Source organism: Mucilaginibacter sp. P5_A4 (genome assembly GCF_056400605.1).
In genome coordinates this window covers 64,352-81,436 of the sequence record NZ_JBFUKX010000005.1, presented here as the reverse complement: position 1 = coordinate 81,436, position 17,085 = coordinate 64,352, and the positions used below count along the sequence as shown (strand labels likewise).

17 protein-coding genes and 1 pseudogene are annotated in these 17,085 nt (G+C 43.1%); 8 read left to right on the top strand and 10 right to left on the bottom strand.

The features are described 5' to 3' along the window. Positions 1–12: 12 nt before the first annotated feature. Together AC1DQW_RS05170 and AC1DQW_RS05165 are read left to right on the top strand one after the other, a co-directional pair. On the top strand, positions 13–393 hold the full coding sequence (locus AC1DQW_RS05170) for a response regulator (RefSeq protein ID WP_477412621.1): 381 nt from the start codon (positions 13–15) through the stop codon (positions 391–393). Further along, positions 390–1,250 carry an N-acetylglucosamine kinase gene (locus AC1DQW_RS05165; protein WP_477400862.1) on the top strand — a complete coding sequence of 287 codons (861 nt, stop codon included), beginning with the start codon at positions 390–392 and terminating at the stop codon, positions 1,248–1,250. The genes AC1DQW_RS05170 and AC1DQW_RS05165 overlap by 4 nt, the downstream gene beginning before the upstream one ends. A 26-nt stretch (positions 1,251–1,276) precedes the next feature. Here AC1DQW_RS05165 and lnt read toward each other — a convergent pair whose 3' ends face one another. From lnt to rsmI, 3 genes are read right to left on the bottom strand one after another with little or no spacing between them, the layout of a single operon-like run. Then, the gene (gene lnt, locus AC1DQW_RS05160) at positions 1,277–2,902 is read right to left on the bottom strand and encodes an apolipoprotein N-acyltransferase (RefSeq protein ID WP_477453133.1); all 1,626 of its coding nucleotides are present in this window, start codon (positions 2,900–2,902) and stop codon (positions 1,277–1,279) included. A gap of 18 nt (positions 2,903–2,920) precedes the next feature. Further along, complete coding sequence (locus tag AC1DQW_RS05155; RefSeq protein WP_477453132.1) at positions 2,921–3,457, bottom strand: DUF1572 domain-containing protein; 537 nt, start codon at positions 3,455–3,457, stop codon at positions 2,921–2,923. Positions 3,458–3,464: 7 nt separating this feature from the next. Further along, positions 3,465–4,184, bottom strand: coding sequence for a 16S rRNA (cytidine(1402)-2'-O)-methyltransferase (rsmI, locus tag AC1DQW_RS05150; RefSeq protein WP_477453131.1), 720 nt, complete (start codon positions 4,182–4,184; stop codon positions 3,465–3,467). 149 nt (positions 4,185–4,333) lie between these two features. On the opposite strand from rsmI, the gene serS reads away from it, so the two are divergent. Next, complete coding sequence (gene serS, locus AC1DQW_RS05145; protein ID WP_477453130.1) at positions 4,334–5,605, top strand: serine--tRNA ligase; 1,272 nt, start codon at positions 4,334–4,336, stop codon at positions 5,603–5,605. 462 nt (positions 5,606–6,067) lie between these two features. Here serS and AC1DQW_RS05140 read toward each other — a convergent pair. From AC1DQW_RS05140 to AC1DQW_RS05125, 4 genes and pseudogenes are all read right to left on the bottom strand, one after another. Continuing rightward, positions 6,068–6,721, bottom strand: a pseudogene (locus tag AC1DQW_RS05140) (phosphatidylserine decarboxylase family protein); the annotation flags it as partial. Positions 6,722–6,744: 23 nt separating this feature from the next. After that, positions 6,745–7,548: a phosphatidate cytidylyltransferase gene (locus tag AC1DQW_RS05135; protein WP_477453129.1), complete on the bottom strand. Its 804-nt coding sequence runs from the start codon at positions 7,546–7,548 to the stop codon at positions 6,745–6,747. After that, complete coding sequence (locus tag AC1DQW_RS05130) at positions 7,545–7,757, bottom strand: putative signal transducing protein (protein ID WP_477412607.1); 213 nt, start codon at positions 7,755–7,757, stop codon at positions 7,545–7,547. The genes AC1DQW_RS05135 and AC1DQW_RS05130 overlap by 4 nt, the downstream gene beginning before the upstream one ends. Next, positions 7,757–8,704, bottom strand: a complete 948-nt coding sequence (locus AC1DQW_RS05125) for a lysostaphin resistance A-like protein (RefSeq protein ID WP_477453128.1) — start codon at positions 8,702–8,704, stop codon at positions 7,757–7,759. Before AC1DQW_RS05125 ends, AC1DQW_RS05130 begins: the two co-directional genes overlap by 1 nt. A gap of 40 nt (positions 8,705–8,744) precedes the next feature. Between AC1DQW_RS05125 and dusB the strand changes: the two genes are divergently transcribed. The 3 genes from dusB to AC1DQW_RS05110 all read left to right on the top strand — a co-directional run bounded on the left by dusB (position 8,745) and on the right by AC1DQW_RS05110 (position 10,820). Continuing rightward, positions 8,745–9,737 carry a tRNA dihydrouridine synthase DusB gene (gene dusB / locus AC1DQW_RS05120; RefSeq protein ID WP_477453127.1) on the top strand — a complete coding sequence of 331 codons (993 nt, stop codon included), beginning with the start codon at positions 8,745–8,747 and terminating at the stop codon, positions 9,735–9,737. Positions 9,738–9,784: 47 nt separating this feature from the next. Next, on the top strand, positions 9,785–10,171 hold the full coding sequence (gene apaG / locus AC1DQW_RS05115) for a Co2+/Mg2+ efflux protein ApaG (RefSeq protein ID WP_477400872.1): 387 nt from the start codon (positions 9,785–9,787) through the stop codon (positions 10,169–10,171). Positions 10,172–10,445: 274 nt separating this feature from the next. After that, positions 10,446–10,820, top strand: a complete 375-nt coding sequence (locus tag AC1DQW_RS05110) for a DUF6249 domain-containing protein (RefSeq protein ID WP_477412601.1) — start codon at positions 10,446–10,448, stop codon at positions 10,818–10,820. 105 nt (positions 10,821–10,925) lie between these two features. On the opposite strand, the gene AC1DQW_RS05105 is transcribed toward AC1DQW_RS05110, so the two are convergent. Both AC1DQW_RS05105 and AC1DQW_RS05100 read right to left on the bottom strand, forming a co-directional pair. Continuing rightward, a complete protein-coding gene (locus tag AC1DQW_RS05105; protein WP_477412599.1) occupies positions 10,926–11,441 on the bottom strand; it encodes a DinB family protein in 516 nt (171 codons plus the stop codon). Next, the gene (locus tag AC1DQW_RS05100) at positions 11,419–12,630 is read right to left on the bottom strand and encodes a sensor histidine kinase (protein ID WP_477453126.1); all 1,212 of its coding nucleotides are present in this window, start codon (positions 12,628–12,630) and stop codon (positions 11,419–11,421) included. Before AC1DQW_RS05100 ends, AC1DQW_RS05105 begins: the two co-directional genes overlap by 23 nt. A 173-nt stretch (positions 12,631–12,803) precedes the next feature. On the opposite strand from AC1DQW_RS05100, the gene gltX reads away from it, so the two are divergent. Then, complete coding sequence (gene gltX, locus AC1DQW_RS05095) at positions 12,804–14,324, top strand: glutamate--tRNA ligase (protein WP_477453125.1); 1,521 nt, start codon at positions 12,804–12,806, stop codon at positions 14,322–14,324. A 355-nt stretch (positions 14,325–14,679) separates the two neighbouring features. Then, the gene (locus AC1DQW_RS05090; protein ID WP_477453124.1) at positions 14,680–15,042 is read left to right on the top strand and encodes a TM2 domain-containing protein; all 363 of its coding nucleotides are present in this window, start codon (positions 14,680–14,682) and stop codon (positions 15,040–15,042) included. 191 nt (positions 15,043–15,233) lie between these two features. Here the strand turns inward: AC1DQW_RS05090 and AC1DQW_RS05085 are convergent, their stop codons facing one another. Beyond that, complete coding sequence (locus AC1DQW_RS05085) at positions 15,234–16,886, bottom strand: M28 family metallopeptidase (RefSeq protein WP_477453123.1); 1,653 nt, start codon at positions 16,884–16,886, stop codon at positions 15,234–15,236. Positions 16,887–17,085: the final 199 nt, after the last annotated feature.

Genomic DNA, 17,085 nt, shown 5'->3' with positions numbered 1-17,085 from the left:
TATATTTGATGTATGTCTAACCCCTACAAAATTTGCTTATTGATCGATGATAACTACATCGACAACTTTGTTACGCGTAAGGTTTTAGAGGCCAGCAATTTTGCGGAAACTATAATTGTGCGCCAATCGCCTGCCGAAGCTATTGATTCGCTTAGGTTGGGAATCGTTAAACCGGATGTTATCTTCCTCGATATCCGTATGCCTACAATGAGCGGTTTTGAGTTTTTGCAGGAATATGACCTGTTAGAAATTGATAAGGAAAGCATAAAAATATTTATGCTTTCATCTTCGCTTGATCCTACTGAAATGGAGCAATCGGCAAACAATAAATATATTACTCAGCATATACATAAGCCATTAACCACAAAAGCCCTTGAAGAACTTAGTGCATGATTTTAGTAGCTGATAGCGGATCTTCAAAAACAGACTGGTTGCTGCACGTTGGTCAGCAGGATTCGGTGTCTTTTAAAACCGCGGGCTTAAACCCATATTTTTTGAGCGAAAAAGAAATCGCCAAGGTAATTCATGATCAGGCACCCGGTATGCTTGCCTATGCCGATAAGATTGAGGAAATCTATTTCTTCGGAGCGGGTTGCTCGAGCCCGGACAGGCACGAGATTGTTTCCAATGCTATCAGCCTGTATTTTCCCAAAGCATATGTCTCTGTAGATAGCGACCTTTTAGGCTGCGCCTATGCAACCTGTGGTCATGAAAAGGGCATTTGCTGCGTGATGGGTACCGGGTCAAACATATCCTTTTTTGATGGGGAGGAAATATTTGAGGGCCAACACGGCCTGGGTTATGTTTTGGGCGATGAGGGCTCGGGCACATGGTTTGGCAAAACCCTGATTACCGATTTTTTATATGGCCGGATGCCAGAGGTGATCAATACAAGGTTTGAAGAAGCCTATCACCTGAACAAAGATATCGTCATCAAAAATGTTTACCAGAAACCCAATGGTAACACCTACCTGGCTTCTTTCTCAAAATTTGTAAGCGAGATAAAGACCACGCCATACGGGCAGGAAATTTTAGAGCGGGGGTTGATGGAGTTCATCAAGACAAACATTAAATCGTACCACGAGTACCACAAATACAAGTGCCATTTTGTAGGGTCCATAGCCTACTTTTTTGCCGAAGAGCTTATTGCACTTTGCCATGAGCAGGGTGTAAAAACCGGCAAGGTTATTAAGCAGCCAATAAATGATCTGATGGCATTTATTTTAAAGCGGAACGAACAGCTGGCGTAAATAACCTGTTATTTCAACATTTTCATTTACGCTGCAGCTACCCTCTTTTTCAACCGTGGCTTTATCATAATAAACAGCATCAGTAATACGGCAATTCCGCTTCCTGCTTTTGGTAAATAATCGCCATGCTGAACGTAAAATGTAATATCGGAGTTAAGGTTGATATCCTGCTTGATAGCGGTTTTTGTCCACCATTTGGTTTGCTGTACAATATCGCCGCGCTGGTTAATAAAAGCCGAAATACCGGTGTTTGCAGATCGGGCTACCCACCTGCGGGTTTCGATAGCGCGAAGCTTGGCATAATCCAGGTGCTGATCTTTCCCTGATGTATTTTCCCACCAACCGTCATTTGTGATAACAGCGATGAACTGGGCGCCCTTTTTTACAGAACGGGCAACATATGCGCCCCAGATTGATTCAAAACAGATAACGGGATCAACCCCGATGCCGCTTTGCGAATAAAAAACCTCCGCATCAGGCTGACTGCCATAAGCGCCTGTAGCGCCCCCCAAATGTTCAAAAACTGGTTTTAAAAATGATAATATATTACCAAATGGCAATGATTCGGCTCCTGGCACTAGCCTCGATTTATGGTAGAACTGCACCTTATCCCCATTTTCTATATTAAGCGCCGAGCTATAGCTATCAGCAAATAAGCCTGGTTGCTGTGTAGGGCTTGCGGTTGGTGTGGCGCGGCTATTAAATAACCGGTATGTTTCACTCCCGGTTACCAGGTTTCCATTTTTATAATTAAGTAGCAAATGGTGGGCCTGCTTATAGTATTGGCTTTCAAGAATCCTATCCTCATCTATATAGTCGGGAATGGCGGTTTCGGGCCATAAAAAAAACTCAGTATTAGGCTGTGCCACACTTTGCGACAGGCGGATAAGTATATCTATCTGTGTGGCTACAGGTATAGTTCCTCCTTTTTCATAAGGATCAATATTAGGCTGAACAGCTACTATGTTTGAAGGGTTTTTTTGTTCGGTATAATTGTAATAGGTGTATAACGAAAAGCATAGTGGCAGCAGCAATATAAGCACAAAAGCAGTAATAAGCTTAAGCCTTACCTGTTTTGTTTGGGCTTCGCGCAGGCCTGCATAAATTAAAAAAGCCAGGATATTTACAGCCCATATCCAAATTGTACCCCCATAAACTCCGGTATACTCATACCATTGAACCCATTGGTGGGTTACAGCAACCCCGTTTCCTAAAGTCATCCAGGGGAAATTCAAATCCCAGCTTTGGTGCAGGTATTCGTAGCCAATCCACAAGCATACCAAACCGGCCAAACCTAAACTGCGTTTAGTTAAAATACGCAGGCGGTAATACAACCAGCAGGCCGTAGCCATCAGCAGCGGACCAAGCGCGTATGGTATTAATGTAATAGGGATAGCTACTAAATTGCCTACCTGCTTAAGGGCGTTATATACCCAATAGATAGATGCTGTGTTCCAAACAAAAAAGCCGATAAAGGTTACATTGAAGATCTGCTTACCTTTTTTGGGGGATGCTGATTGAATAATGTTCTCCATCGCCAGCAGCATCGGTATAAAACCAATAAAAAGCAGGAACGTGGTATATGGGGTAGGCGGCCATGCTATCCACAGTAATAAGCCGGAAAGTATAGCTAACGGAAGATTTTTTTTCATTAAATATATTATGTAGATCTATTTGACTGCGCCGTCGGGGTTTGAAAATTTATCTGCATTAAACGTTTCCGATTTGCCTTTGGGGATTGATAGCGACTTCCATTTTGAACCGGCTATCATTTTTCCAATAAATACAATCTGACCAACATGATATGGATAATGTGCAAGCTGCCTGTTAATAGCGTCCACAACGGTATGTGCCTCATTACGGATGTAAATAACTTTTTGCCAATCATCTGGAGCTATGGAGTTTAAAGCAGCAAACAGGCATTCCCAGCCCTCGTTCCAGATACTTAGCAGTTCGGCACGGGTGTTAATTTTATCTTCAAACTCGGCATCCCTATGGCGCCATGGTTTTTCTCCATCGGCGTTTAAAAAATCTGTCCAGCGCGATAGCATATTGCCCGATAGGTGTTTAACTATAATGGCAATACTGTTGCTTTCTTCATTAAAACGCCAAAATAAGTCGGCGTCATTCAATTGCTCAAATGTTTGCTCTCCAAGCATTTTGTAGTACGCAAATCGCTTTATGACGCTATCTAAATAATTTTCCATAATCGCCTTATTCTTCGGTTTCTTCGTCCCTGTACTTATCCTTTGATGGTTTTGCTTCGGCCCCTGCCACACACATTACAAACTCGCCCTTTAAAGGATGCGTTTCAAAATATAGTTTAACCTCGGCGACCGTGCCCCGTACAGTCTCCTCGAACATTTTGGTTAGCTCGCGCGATACCGAGATCTGCCTGTCGGCACCAAAATAAGTAGCCATTTCATCCAGCGTTTTCAATAAACGATGGGGTGATTCGTATAGTATAATGGTGCGCTCTTCCTGCGCCAAAAACTTGTACCGGGTTTGCCTGCCTTTTTTCAATGGCAAAAAGCCTTCAAAGCAAAACCTATCTGTAGGGAAGCCTGAGTTTACCAAAGCGGGCACAAAAGCCGTAGCGCCAGGCAGGCATTCTACCGCGATATTAAACTTTAAAGCTTCGCGAACCAGGAAAAAGCCGGGATCGGATATGGCAGGTGTACCGGCGTCAGATATCAGCGCAATATTTTTCCCCTGCAGCAAAAACTTAATGATCTCGTTTGATGATTGGTGCTCATTATGCTGGTGATGTGCAAATACTTTCTGGTGGATATCGAAATGTTTTAATAGCGGAGCCGATGTACGTGTATCCTCAGCCAGGATCAGGTCGACCTCCTTTAAAACACGAATCGCCCGGAAGGTGATATCCTCCAGGTTGCCAATTGGGGTGGGTACTAAGTATAGTTTACCGGGCATTTATACGTTTTTTGTCGATGGTCCATAGTCGATAGCCCATAGTTTTTTTCTTCAAAAACCAAATCATTAAACATAATTCCAGGGGCCATCGACTATGGACCATGGACTATTAACTAAAACAAATTATATCTTTGTCAAAAAATAAAATAATGCTGCAAGTTAGTTATATCCGCGATAACAGGGAACAGGTTTTAGAACGTTTGGCTGTAAAAAATTTTAAACAGCCCGAACTGGTTGATGAGATAATAGGGTTAGATGATAAACGTCGTTCAACTCAAACCAGTATGGACAACGTTTCGGCCGAGGCCAATGCAGCTGCAAAACAAATTGGCGAGTTGATGCGCGCCGGAAAAAAAGCCGAGGCCGAGGAAATAAAATCAAAAACAGGCGCCTGGAAAGAAGATATAAAAAAGTTTGGCGATCAGTTAGCGATTACCGAAGACGAACTATACCAAAAACTGGTTTTGCTGCCCAACCTGCCACACAGCTCGGTACCAAAAGGGTTAACCCCGGAGGAAAATGAGGTGGTTTTAGAGAACGGAACAGTGCCTCAATTACCCCAAAATGCATTGCCTCATTGGGAGCTGGCGGCAAAATACAGCCTGATAGATTTTGAACTGGGTGTTAAAATAACAGGCGCCGGTTTCCCGGTATATAAAAATAAGGGTGCCAAATTGCAACGCGCTTTGATTAATTATTTTATTGACGAAGCCGAAAAAGCGGGCTACAGCGAAGTTAGCGTACCGCTGATGGTTAATAAGGATTCTGGTTTTGGTACCGGGCAACTTCCTGATAAAGAGGGGCAGATGTATTTTGTAAACGAAGATGAATTATACCTGATCCCTACTGCAGAGGTGCCAATTACCAACTTATACCGCGATGTAATATTAAAGGCAGATGAGTTACCGGTTAAAAATTGCGGGCACACGCCTTGTTTCCGCCGTGAAGCAGGTTCATATGGCGCGCACGTACGTGGGCTTAACCGCTTGCACCAGTTTGATAAGGTAGAAATTGTACAGGTTGTACACCCCGATAAATCATATGAAACGCTGGAGCTAATGAGCGCCCATGTACAAGGCCTGTTGCAAAAACTGGGCTTGCCTTACCGTGTGCTTCGCCTTTGCGGAGGCGATATGGGCTTTGGCTCGGCCTTAACTTATGATATGGAAACCTGGAGTGCCGCGCAACAACGCTGGCTGGAAGTTTCTTCTGTATCGAATTTCGAGACGTTCCAGAGCAACCGCCTTAAACTGCGTTTCCGCAATGCCGAAGGTAAAACACAATTAGCGCATACACTTAATGGCAGCGCACTGGCTTTGCCCCGTATTGTGGCTACATTACTTGAGAACAACCAAACCGAAAAAGGCATTAAAGTGCCCGAGGTGCTGGTACCATATACTAAGTTTGAATGGATTGATTAACCCACTGTCCACATTTCGGGAGTATTGGAAAAGAGAAAGGTCGCGGGAATCCGTGGCCTTTCTCTTTATTTACAATTATGTATTTGTCGTAAAATCCAGGGGGATTAAAGAGAAACGACGTTTTAAAGATCGTCTTTCTAAGCATCGCGAAGAAATCTATTTACAGACTGCACAGGCTAAAGTGTACGGCGAATAACAGGTCCTTCACAGCGTTCAGGATGACAAAATGGTGTTGTCTTATTGTTAGTAAGATTACTCTTCCGTCTTCTTAGGCTTAGCAGCAGGCTTCTTTTTCGGGGCGGCCTTTTTTTCCGCCGGCTTTGGTTTTTCAACCTCGGGATGATCAATAACCAATGGTAATTCCTGCTGATGGCTTTCATTGATGATCATGGTTGGCTCAGCATCATTAACCGGCATTACTTTGGCGGCTGTTTTTTCTGTTACTGCCGATAATGCACTTGGCAGTTCGGCCAGGATGGTTCTGCCACCTTTTACAACATCGCCAATGTTTACTAATATTTTGGAGCCTAATGGTAAAAACACGTCAACCCTCGAACCAAATTTGATAAAGCCAAATTGCTGACCTTGCTCAACAATATCGCCCTCTTTTACATACCATACAATACGGCGGGCCAAAGCGCCTGCAATTTGCCTGAATAATACCGATACGCCCTCGCTGTTTTGAACACAAATTGTGGTCCGCTCATTCTCGGTTGATGATTTGGGGTGCCAGGCTACCAGGTATTTACCTTTGTGATATTTAAAATAGCTTACCACACCGGCAATCGGGTTGCGATTTACGTGCACATTTACCGGCGACATAAATACCGATAACTGGATCCGTTTATCTTTTAAAAATTCTGTTTCTTCTGTTTCTTCAATTACTACTACTTTTCCATCGGCAGGGCAAAGCACAGTAGTTTCATCGGTACTGATATCAAGGAATGGACTGCGGAAAAACTGCACAATCACCAAAAAGAAAAATCCAGATAAAATGTAGATGATCCATTTTAGCGTATGCGCTTGCGGGAAATAAAACTGTATCAGCGCATTCAGCACAAAAATGAACAGTATGGTGAGTGCCAGTGAAGTGTATCCTTCTTTATGAAAAGTCATATTATAGATGATTTATTACAAAGCTACAAATTTGAAATGAAGTACAGGTATGCATAAACAATAGGCGCAGCCATTAATAAGCCGTCGAACCTATCTAACAGGCCGCCATGGCCAGGTAATATGCCCCCGCTGTCCTTTACATTAATGCTGCGTTTGAACATAGATTCTACCAGGTCGCCCATAGTACCGAAGCAAGAAATAAGGACAGATATAGTTACCCACTGTTTCCAGGCAAGCTCAACATAAAAACGACTCAATATCAGTGCGGCTACAGCGCTGATGATTATGCCGCCAATTAAGCCTTCGTATGTTTTCTTGGGCGAATGCCGCTCAAACAGCTTTGTTTTACCCATTTTGCTTCCTACTAAATAGGCCCCGGTATCGTTGCTCCACAAAATGATCAAAAATGCCAATGGAATGTGGAAGTTAAAAGCACCATTAATAAAGGCCAGGGCATGAAAAAAAATGAAGGGCACAACCGCGAACATTATCCCTAAAAAAGTAAAGGCAATATTACTGAATGGGGCCGGGGTTTTTTTATAAAGTTCCTGTATATAAATGACACTAAAACTTACCGGTAAAAAGAAAATAAAACGCCACGCAGGGAAATAACAATTGGCCGCAAAGAAAGCAAAAAGCAATGCTCCGTTGACGATGCCGCTTTCGCGGCTGGCTTTTATTCCGCCTTCTTTTACCAGTTTATAAAACTCAAACAGGCAAAATGATGCAAGCAATAAGTAAAACACACTAAAAACATACGCCCCCAGTAAATTGGAGGCAATCATCACGATGATAAAAAAGAAGCCGGTAATGGCGCGTAATCTCATAAATTAATTTGGTTGAGGATCATGATCTCAATGGCGTTGCTAAAATCCTCCTGGTGAATATAGACTTCAATATCGCCAAAGGCGCGATGCGAAGAGTCTTGTTTGTTTAATAAAACAGTGTCAATTTGGTGCCGGGTAAGCACTTGCTTAACAATCTCTGATTGATAAAAATTGGATGAACTAAATATTTTGATCCAGTTTTTTTCCATCAATTACTTAACTCCGGTTTTTTACCCATTGCGATATTCCTGTATATAAAAAGCAAAAATAAAACAATTATTAAGCTAAAAGCATACACAGGATAATTAAATACATGTTGATCATCGGGATCCAGTGTAATGGTTTTACGCTGGTATAAGTAGGTAATAACCACGGCCGAGCCATTATTTAAAAAGTGACCCCAAACACCCGTCCAGATGCTGCCGCTATAGGCAACAAAATAGCCAAAAAGGGCGCCCAGGAACACCCGGGGTAAAAAGGTAAAAAACTCCATATGAAAAGCGCTGAACAGGATTGCTGTTATCCAGATAGCAGTATGTTTGTTTTTGGTCCACTGAACAAAAATGGTTTGAATTACGCCCCTGAATAAAAACTCTTCGGCAATGGCCGTTAGCAGGCCAACCACAAGCACAGCCCAAAGCATGGCCCAGATAGTTTTCATTTTTAGCATAGCCTCGGTTGCTTTTTGTGCCGATAGCTCCATTGCGCGCATTTTATCCTCAAGCTCTTTAAGCGCCGCCGGCAATGTTAGCTTTTGATTGATATTGCTAAGTACCTCCATAACGGGCGATGAAAACAGCATGACAGTGAATATCAGCAATAAAAAAACAGGCAGAAACCTAAAGGTAGGCTTTAAATATGTTGATGTATCTGATACGATAAACCGGGCAAAAAGCAAAGGTGCAACAAACAGCGGCAGCGTGGTGCTAACTATCTGCAATATCCATAATGTGGTGCCAACATGCGGGTTTTGAGTATCGAAGCTGAAAGTATCTGTAAGGGTTTTAAATCCGAATATTGCAAGTATAATTCCCGCTGCAATAAATGAAAAAATAATTACTAAGCCAATGGTTATGCCAACAATAGCTAAAAGCTGTACAAATATGGCGGGCTGGTTTGTCTGTGGTATGTAGTCCTTTATGGGTTCTTTTATCATTTGGGGTAAAATGCTTATTTTTGCAACGCTAAAGATAAGCATGTCTGTACAAATAGGAAATATTGATTTAGGAGAGTTCCCGCTGCTGCTGGCGCCGATGGAAGACGTGAGTGATCCGCCATTCCGTTATGTGTGCAAGCAAAACGGTGCGGATATGATGTACACCGAATTTATCTCATCAGAAGGATTGATCCGCGATGCCGCCAAAAGCCGTGCAAAGCTGGATATATTTGAGTATGAGCGCCCCATCGGCATCCAGATCTTTGGCAGTGATATCGACCACATGCGCGAAGCCACGGAAATAGCCTCGCTAGCCGGCCCCGATCTGATGGATATCAATTATGGCTGTCCTGTAAAACAGGTGGCCTGCCGCGGTGCCGGCGCCAGTTTGTTACAGGATATTGATAAAATGGTGGCCATGACCAAAGCCGTTGTTAAAGCAACACACCTGCCTGTAACCGTGAAAACGCGTCTTGGCTGGGACGATAATACCAAAAACGTATATGAAGTGGCCGAGCGCCTGCAGGATGTGGGTATTAAAGCCCTTACCATACATGGCCGCACCCGCGCGCAGATGTACAAAGGTGTTGCAGATTGGTCGTTGATTCGTGATATTAAAAAAAACCCGCGGATAAAAATCCCCATTTTCGGCAACGGAGACATCGATTCACCAGAAAAAGCCGCGAATTGGAAAATGGAATTTGACGTTGATGGCATGATGATAGGCCGTGCGGCAATTGGTTATCCATGGATATTCAGGGAAATAAAGCATTTTTTTAAAACCGGGGAGCACTTAGAAAAGCCAACCATTACCGAGCGTATTGCAGCGTGCTCAACGCATTTGCAAAAATCCATAGAGTGGAAAGGGCCTAAAACCGGAATTTTTGAAATGCGCAGGCATTATTCTAACTATTTTAAAGGAGTAGATCACTTTAAAGAGTTTCGGATGAGGCTGGTAACAGCGGGTACTTTAGACGAAGTACAACAGATACTTGCCGAAATAGATGAAAAATATGCCATTGAAATGGCGTAATATTTGCTCTCTTTCATTATATTTGAAGTAATAAGAGACTGATGCACATGGTTACCACTATAACAGAAGGCGTTAAGGTTTCTATAGAGACCATATACCAACCCGAATATTCTAATCCGGCTAATGATCATTTTATGTTTGCCTACAAGGTGAATATCGAGAACATGAGCAACTATGCGATACAATTAATTGGCCGCCATTGGTATATTTTTGACTCAAACGGAGCCAAGCGCGAAGTTGAGGGTGAAGGCGTGGTTGGTCAGCAACCAGTTATAGAACCCGGTCATGCACACGAATATGTGTCTGGCTGCAATCTTAAAACCGATATGGGCAGCATGAAAGGTGAATACCAAATGATACGCCTGCTTGATAATGCAAGCTTTAATGTACAGATCCCAGAATTTTATTTGATTGCACCTTATAGGATGAATTAAACCCCGGCCTATTCAGGGGGAAGGAATAAAAATATATTGAAAGCCCGAATGAGAAATTGTCCGGGCTTTTTTTTGTCAAAATTTTAGATAGCCGGAGGGGGGCAGATAGCTCAGGACCAGCTACTACCATTCATTTACAAAACCTAACACTTATTTTCAATTATTTTTATGCGGGCCTGTAACCTGCTTCAAATCCATGTTGTCATAACTTACAAATACACCAGTTATGGTGGTTAAAAAACGAAATTTATTAACTTATTAAAATTAAAATAAAATGGACACCGGGAATTTAGGAATATTAGCAGGCATCGTTATATCATTAGGCTTTTTCGCCATGATCTTTGCCGTTGTTTATTTATATAAACGCGAAAGAATGGCAATGATTGAAAGGGGTATGGACCCACGCAGTTACAAGCCACAATCAGCGCCTTATCAAAACTTAAAATGGGGACTGCTGCTTATTGGTTCGGGTATTGGGTTGTTCCTTGCGTTTATATTGGATCATTCGGTATTTCAAAACATGGACGACGATGTATTCTTTCTTTACTTATCGCTTATAGCCATCTTTGGCGGTGCTGGTTTGTTCCTGTCATATAAGATCGAAAAAAAGGAAGTATTGGATAGGGAAGAAGTGAGTATGCAGAAATAAGAGCGATCTAAGTTAAAATAAAACGCCTTCATTAATTAATGAGGGCGTTTTCATTTACCGGAACTCGTGCCGAAATCAGTTTCAGCATGATGGTTTTTGGAAACTCTACCCAATGTTATATCGCTCCCTAAAAATATTCAGATGGTGCAGTTCGTGCCCGGCCAGCATGTAAACAAATGCCCTGACCGTAAACCGGCTATTGCTTGCAATGCCATCGCGTAATAGCTGATCATTGCTAAAGCCTTTGATCATGTATATGTTTGATAAGCGGGTGGCTTTAAATTCCCCGGCCAGGTCCTTAATGCTAATTCCGCTTACATCAGTATTAGCAACATAAACATCCTGGTCAAACCCAGGCAGTTCAATATGGTTACGCGAAAATACCATGGCCCGGTAGGCAAAGGTTCTCTCGGTGTCTATCATATGGCCGAGGGCCTGTTTAACGGTCCACTTGCCGGGTGCATAGGCAAAATTTGCCTGTTCGGGAGTAATGTTGCTAAACAGTTGATAACTTGATGCCATTAGTTGCTCCAATAAGTCAATTACATTTTCATTGGGTACAAGGCCAACATAGCCTGCCGCAAATGGCGAATATTCATCAGGATTGGGTTTGCTTATCATTGCGTGTGTTTTTTAATACTATTCTAAAAGTTGTTCCCTTGCCCACTTCCGAATCTTTTACAAATATCTGCCCGTTGTGGTAGTTCTCTATCATCCGTTTGGTTAAGGATAAACCTAAGCCCCAACCGCGTTTGCGGGTGGTGTATCCCGGCTGAAAAACGGTATCGAATTTAGAACGCGGGATGCCTTTACCCGTATCGGTTACATCAATATATACCTGGTTTTTTATTTTATTACCAGTAATATCAACCTTTATGCTGCCCTTACCATCAATGGCATTAACGGCGTTTTTAAGCAGGTTTTCTATTACCCAATCAAACAACGGAACATTAAGGCCCGCGTTAAGGTGAGGGTTTCCACTCATTTCAAAACTTATATTTTTACTTACGCGCACCCTAAAGTAATCAACAAAATCTTTTACTACTTCATAAACGCCGTGCTCTTCCAATACTGGTTTTGATCCTATTTTTGAGAAACGATCAGCCACAATTTCCAACCGTTTTACGTCGTTTTCCATTTCGGCCACCAGTACATCATCTTCGGCGTTGAATTTTTCTTTCATCAGTTCTATCCATGCCATTAACGATGATATTGGCGTGCCCAGCTGGTGCGCGGTTTCTTTGGCCAAACCAACCCAAACCTGGTCCTGCTCAGATTTGCGGGCAGAGCTGAAGGCAGTATAAGCCATCAGCAAAAATATAGCGATTACCGTTAACTGGATGTATGGAAAAAGGCGAAGTTGCTGCAAAAGGGGCGAATCTTTATAATAAACCAGGGTCTCCTCTCCCAAAATCTGGGTTCTTATTGGTTCATGCTGTTTTTTCATGTACTCCAACTCTTCCTTAAAATACTCCGGATCGTATTTTTTCTTATTATCTGCGGATGGAAGGTCAATAAAGGTTTTTGTAGTATCCAATCCGCGCGATAAGCGAATATCGCCTTTGCCATCAGTAACAATGGCCGGTACAATTAAGCTATCGCGTACGGCTATGGTATATTGCAAAAAGTCGTTATCGTCGGAGTTTAGGATCTGCCTCATGCTCATAGCCCAAACCTGTGCCCGCGTGCGTTCAGACCGGGCAATGTTTTTAACCAGGTACCTGGTATAAATTAAAGATCCGCTGGCTATTACAATCGCAAACGCGAGCAGTAAATACTTCCACCGTTTTTTTCGCTGATATGGGTTCATGCTGGCCAAGGCTCAAATAACGTGATTTTTATTTAAATGTGGAGATTTCGTAGATGCCGATTTCATAGGTGCGAATTTTTAAAATAATAAATCTGAAATTATCATTTTCAAATTATCTGCACATCTGTAATTTGAAATCTGCACATCTAAAATAAACTTATCTTTGCGCCATCATGACCGATAAAAAAGTAAGAGTTCGTTTTGCACCGAGCCCGACAGGTGGCTTGCACCTGGGAGGGGTACGCACCGTGTTGTTTAACTATTTATTCGCCAAAAAACACCATGGTGATTTTGTTTTGAGGATTGAGGATACCGACCAAACCCGCTATGTGGAGGGTGCAGAACAGTATATTTTAGATTGTCTTAAATGGTGTGGCTTACACCCGGACGAAGGCCCGGTTGCCGGCGGCCCGTTTGCGCCCTATCGCCAAAGCGAACGTAAGGCTATTTACCGTGAGTATGCCGAACGCCTGGTAATGCAGGGACATGCTTATTATGCATTTGATACTGCCGAGGAACTGGATAAGAACCGTAAAGAAATTCCTAACTTTCAATATGGGCAGTTTTACCGCGAAACATTGCGTAATTCTATTTCACTGCCACAACATGAGGTTGATGCTTTGTTGGATGCTCATACGCCCCATGTAATTCGCATAAAAATGCCGGCAGATGAAACTGTAAGCTTTAATGATATGATACGCGGGCACGTAAGCTTTGAAACTAACCAGGTTGACGATAAGGTTTTACTAAAGGCCGACGGAATGCCGACGTATCATTTGGCAGTTGTGGTTGATGATTACCTGATGAAAATTTCGCATGCTTTCCGGGGTGAAGAATGGCTGCCATCTGCGCCGGTTCACCTGCTCCTTTGGGAATACCTTGGCTGGAAAGCCGATATGCCGCAATGGGCACATTTACCGCTGATATTAAAACCCGATGGGCACGGCAAACTGAGCAAGCGCGATGGCGCACGCCTGGGTTTTCCGGTATATGCCATGAGTTGGTTTGATGCCAAAACAGGAGAGCTTACCCCTGGTTTCCGCGAGCTGGGTTTCTTGCCGGAAGCATTTTTAAATTTACTGGCGACCCTGGGCTGGAATGATGGTACCGACCAGGAGATATTTACCCTTGATGAATTGATAGAAAAATTCTCGATAGATCGGGTTAGCAAGGCCGGCGCGAAATTCGATTTTGAAAAAGCTAAGTGGTTTAATGCCGAGTGGATAAAACGCTCGGAAGTTGGCAGTTTAAAGCTGGCAGTTAGCAAGATTTTAGCAGATAAAGGGACTGTTGTTACCGATGATGGAAAACTGGAAACGGTTATCAACCTGGTAAAAGACCGCTGTGTGTTACTACCGGATTTTTATCTGCAGGCAGGCTACTTTTTTGAGCAGCCTAAGGAATATGACCTAAATGCTGTAAAACCAAAATGGACAGAGGCTAAAACGGATTTCTTTAGGGCATTAACGGGCCTGTTAAGCGCCGATGGCGATATCGAAGCCCAGGATCTGGAAACTAAATTTAAAGCCCTTGCCGAGGAAAAGGCGTTAAAGGTAGGTGATGTGATGCTGCCTTTCCGTATTATGCTGGTTGGTGGCAAGTTTGGTCCGCATGTGTTTGATATAGCCGCTTTGTTGGGTAAAGAGGAAACTATTAGCAGGATAGGAAAGGCAACAATTGCTTTTACTTCTTAATACAAATTGCCATCCTTGATTTTGTAAATGCTTAGGAATAACCGCTTTGTCTTATTATCCACTGAAATAATAAGATAAGGCGCTTATTTAACCTGTTTAGCGCAGTTCCAATGTTCCTTCCCGAGACTCGTCCTTCCGAAGCTCATAATTTTGTAGACTCTTTTGGCGTAATTGCCCGGCCCCTGCCGATGGTAATGATTACTGGGCCATTAGCTTCTTCCTCCCGGAAAATTCACCGCCGAAACCTACTATTTCACCGACTTGTTTCCCCTGCTAACCTATAATGTATAGGTGTTTATGGTGTGTCGATATACCTTTATATCATAAAACAAACACAAACTCAACCTTTAAGAAAATGGACACTTACCAAAACCCATATATGATATTCGACGGAATGACTCCCGAAGAATATGCCTTTTTACAACAAGCTACCGCATCCCTGAATGAAAATCAGCAAAGATATTTTATGAGCGTTTACTACGGAAAACGCAGAAACCCGCAAGATTTGATGCTGGCTACCTTATTAGGTTTTGTAGGGGCATCCGGTGTTCAACGTTTCCTTACCGATCAAATTGGCATGGGCTTGCTATACTTTTTCACAGCCGGCTTTTGCTTTATCGGTACCATTGTCGACCTGATCAATTATAAGAGCATGGCCAACGAGTACAACCAAAAAATGGCTTTCGAAAGCTTCAACATCGCTAAAATGAGCAACTAAGTTTGTCCCTCGGGGCATTAGTTTCACTATATATACGTCAAAAAAATCCACCTTCTGTTACGGGGTGGATTTTTTAGTTTTATAAAGATTGGCTATCATGGTGAGCCTGGCGAGCCATGGTGGGTAAGGCTTCTGCACACGAGTCTCAGACTTTTAACGGTTCTTTTATCTTGACTCTTGCATCTCATTCTCTATTTTCCTATCGCCTTATCCCTAACCGCCTTAAACTCCGATCCCGGTTTCCAGCCGGGGAAGGAGGTTTCGTTACTTAGTTTTGTGCCCACCCGGAAAAGGATATCGGCTATTTGGGCCATGCCTGTAGCGTCCATATCGCTGCTGTAGTTATCGGCTGCCTGGTGATAGCGCTGGTCAACATATTCCTTTTGTTTATCGGCACCATAGGTTGCTCCCTGGGTTTTGCTGATGCTGCCGTTATTAATATCCAATGCAGGCACACCAAGTTTTGCAAAGTTAAAATGGTCTGAGCGGTAATAACTTCCCGAGCCCGGTGTGCGGTCGCCCACTATGGTTAGGCCATCCTGTTTGGCAAAATCGGCCACATAATTTTCCAGGTCGTTTTGGCCTTTGCCGGTAATTGCAATGTCTTTGGTTTCGCCATAGCTGCCAAGGGCATCCATATTCAAGTCGGCAACGGTTTTATTGAGCGGGTAAACCGGGTGGGTAGCATAATATTCTGAACCCAATAAGCCTTGTTCTTCTGCAGTAACCGCAAGGAAAACTATAGAACGCTGAGGTTTATCCCTGGCATTTTTAAAGGCTTTGGCTACGCCAATAAGTGCAGCAACACCGCTGGCATTATCAACCGCGCCATTGTAAATACTGTCGCCTTTTGCATCTGGCTTGCCGATACCAAGGTGGTCCCAGTGGGCAGTATATAATACATACTCATCCGGCCTTGTGCTGCCTTTTATAGTACCTATAACATTACGCGATGTGGAGTATTTTAATTTATTGCTAATAGTTAAAGAGATATCTCTGTTTAGCGGGACGGCCTTAAAACCTTTTTTGCGGGCAGTGGAGCGGATGTCGTCCCTTATACCGGCATCGGCTAATAGTTTTTTGGCGGCATCTTCGGTTATCCAGCCTTCCACCTTGCAGCGCGACATATGTTTGTCTTTTTGCTGCAGGTAAAGCTTGGCACCGGCAAAACTGTTTTGCACTACCTTCCAACCATAGCTGGCCGGTTCTGTTTGATGTACAATAATTACCCCGGCTGCGCCCTGGCGGGCGGCTTCCTCGTACTTATAGGTCCAGCGACCATAATAGGTCATGGTATCGCCTTTGAAAAAATCTGAACTGCCCGATTTAAACCCGGGATCATTAACCAATACAATTACGGTTTTACCTTTTACATCAAGCCCGGCATAATCATTCCAGCCATATTCAGGCGCGACAACGCCATAACCGGCGAATACCAATGGTGACTTTTTTAGTTCGACTCCACTTACTTCCTGGCGGGTGGAGGTTACAAAATCGGCCCCGGCATGCAGAGTCATCGAGGTTTTACCGCCGCCAATCTCCATTGTTTCCGATGGTGTACTTGTGATCTCTACCATAGGTACATCCTGGAAATAGCTGCCATTATTGCCTGGCGCTAAACCTGCTTTTTTAAACTCCGATGAGATGTAGGCTATAGCTTTATTTTCACCTTCGGTAAATGGCTTGCGGCCCATTAACGAATCGGCGGCCAATACGGCAATCTGCGCTTTAATTTCATCGGGTGTTATCGCTTTTTTCGCTTCCTGCGTTTTGTTATTTGAGCTACAACCTGCAAATAAAGCAACACCTGTTAACAGCAAAAAACAATTATGTTTAATATTCATATGGATGTTTTTTCAAATGTAAATAAATTGAAGTTTATATTGCAACGGGGGGTATGGCTTAATGTTGTACTTTTGGCTATCTGAAAAATATGATTGGTCCACCTAAAGGTAGCGGTTTATTTGCGGGGGAGGGTAGTTGTAAAACCACGCATATGCAACATAGCCGAATTTTTACAATGCATATTCTTGATGAAGCAAG

Coding starts and splice junctions, on each gene's coding strand:
- apaG (WP_477400872.1), top strand. CDS start 9,785: ATGGTTACCACTATAACAGAAGGCGTTAAGGTTTCTATAGAGACCATA.
- AC1DQW_RS05130 (WP_477412607.1), bottom strand. CDS start 7,757: ATGGAAAAAAACTGGATCAAAATATTTAGTTCATCCAATTTTTATCAA.
- dusB (WP_477453127.1), top strand. CDS start 8,745: ATGTCTGTACAAATAGGAAATATTGATTTAGGAGAGTTCCCGCTGCTG.
- AC1DQW_RS05155 (WP_477453132.1), bottom strand. CDS start 3,457: ATGGAAAATTATTTAGATAGCGTCATAAAGCGATTTGCGTACTACAAA.
- AC1DQW_RS05135 (WP_477453129.1), bottom strand. CDS start 7,548: ATGAGATTACGCGCCATTACCGGCTTCTTTTTTATCATCGTGATGATT.
- rsmI (WP_477453131.1), bottom strand. CDS start 4,184: ATGCCCGGTAAACTATACTTAGTACCCACCCCAATTGGCAACCTGGAG.
- AC1DQW_RS05170 (WP_477412621.1), top strand. CDS start 13: ATGTCTAACCCCTACAAAATTTGCTTATTGATCGATGATAACTACATC.
- AC1DQW_RS05085 (WP_477453123.1), bottom strand. CDS start 16,886: ATGAATATTAAACATAATTGTTTTTTGCTGTTAACAGGTGTTGCTTTA.
- lnt (WP_477453133.1), bottom strand. CDS start 2,902: ATGAAAAAAAATCTTCCGTTAGCTATACTTTCCGGCTTATTACTGTGG.
- AC1DQW_RS05100 (WP_477453126.1), bottom strand. CDS start 12,630: ATGAACCCATATCAGCGAAAAAAACGGTGGAAGTATTTACTGCTCGCG.
- AC1DQW_RS05090 (WP_477453124.1), top strand. CDS start 14,680: ATGGACACTTACCAAAACCCATATATGATATTCGACGGAATGACTCCC.
- gltX (WP_477453125.1), top strand. CDS start 12,804: ATGACCGATAAAAAAGTAAGAGTTCGTTTTGCACCGAGCCCGACAGGT.
- AC1DQW_RS05105 (WP_477412599.1), bottom strand. CDS start 11,441: ATGATAAGCAAACCCAATCCTGATGAATATTCGCCATTTGCGGCAGGC.
- AC1DQW_RS05165 (WP_477400862.1), top strand. CDS start 390: ATGATTTTAGTAGCTGATAGCGGATCTTCAAAAACAGACTGGTTGCTG.
- AC1DQW_RS05125 (WP_477453128.1), bottom strand. CDS start 8,704: ATGATAAAAGAACCCATAAAGGACTACATACCACAGACAAACCAGCCC.
- AC1DQW_RS05110 (WP_477412601.1), top strand. CDS start 10,446: ATGGACACCGGGAATTTAGGAATATTAGCAGGCATCGTTATATCATTA.
- serS (WP_477453130.1), top strand. CDS start 4,334: ATGCTGCAAGTTAGTTATATCCGCGATAACAGGGAACAGGTTTTAGAA.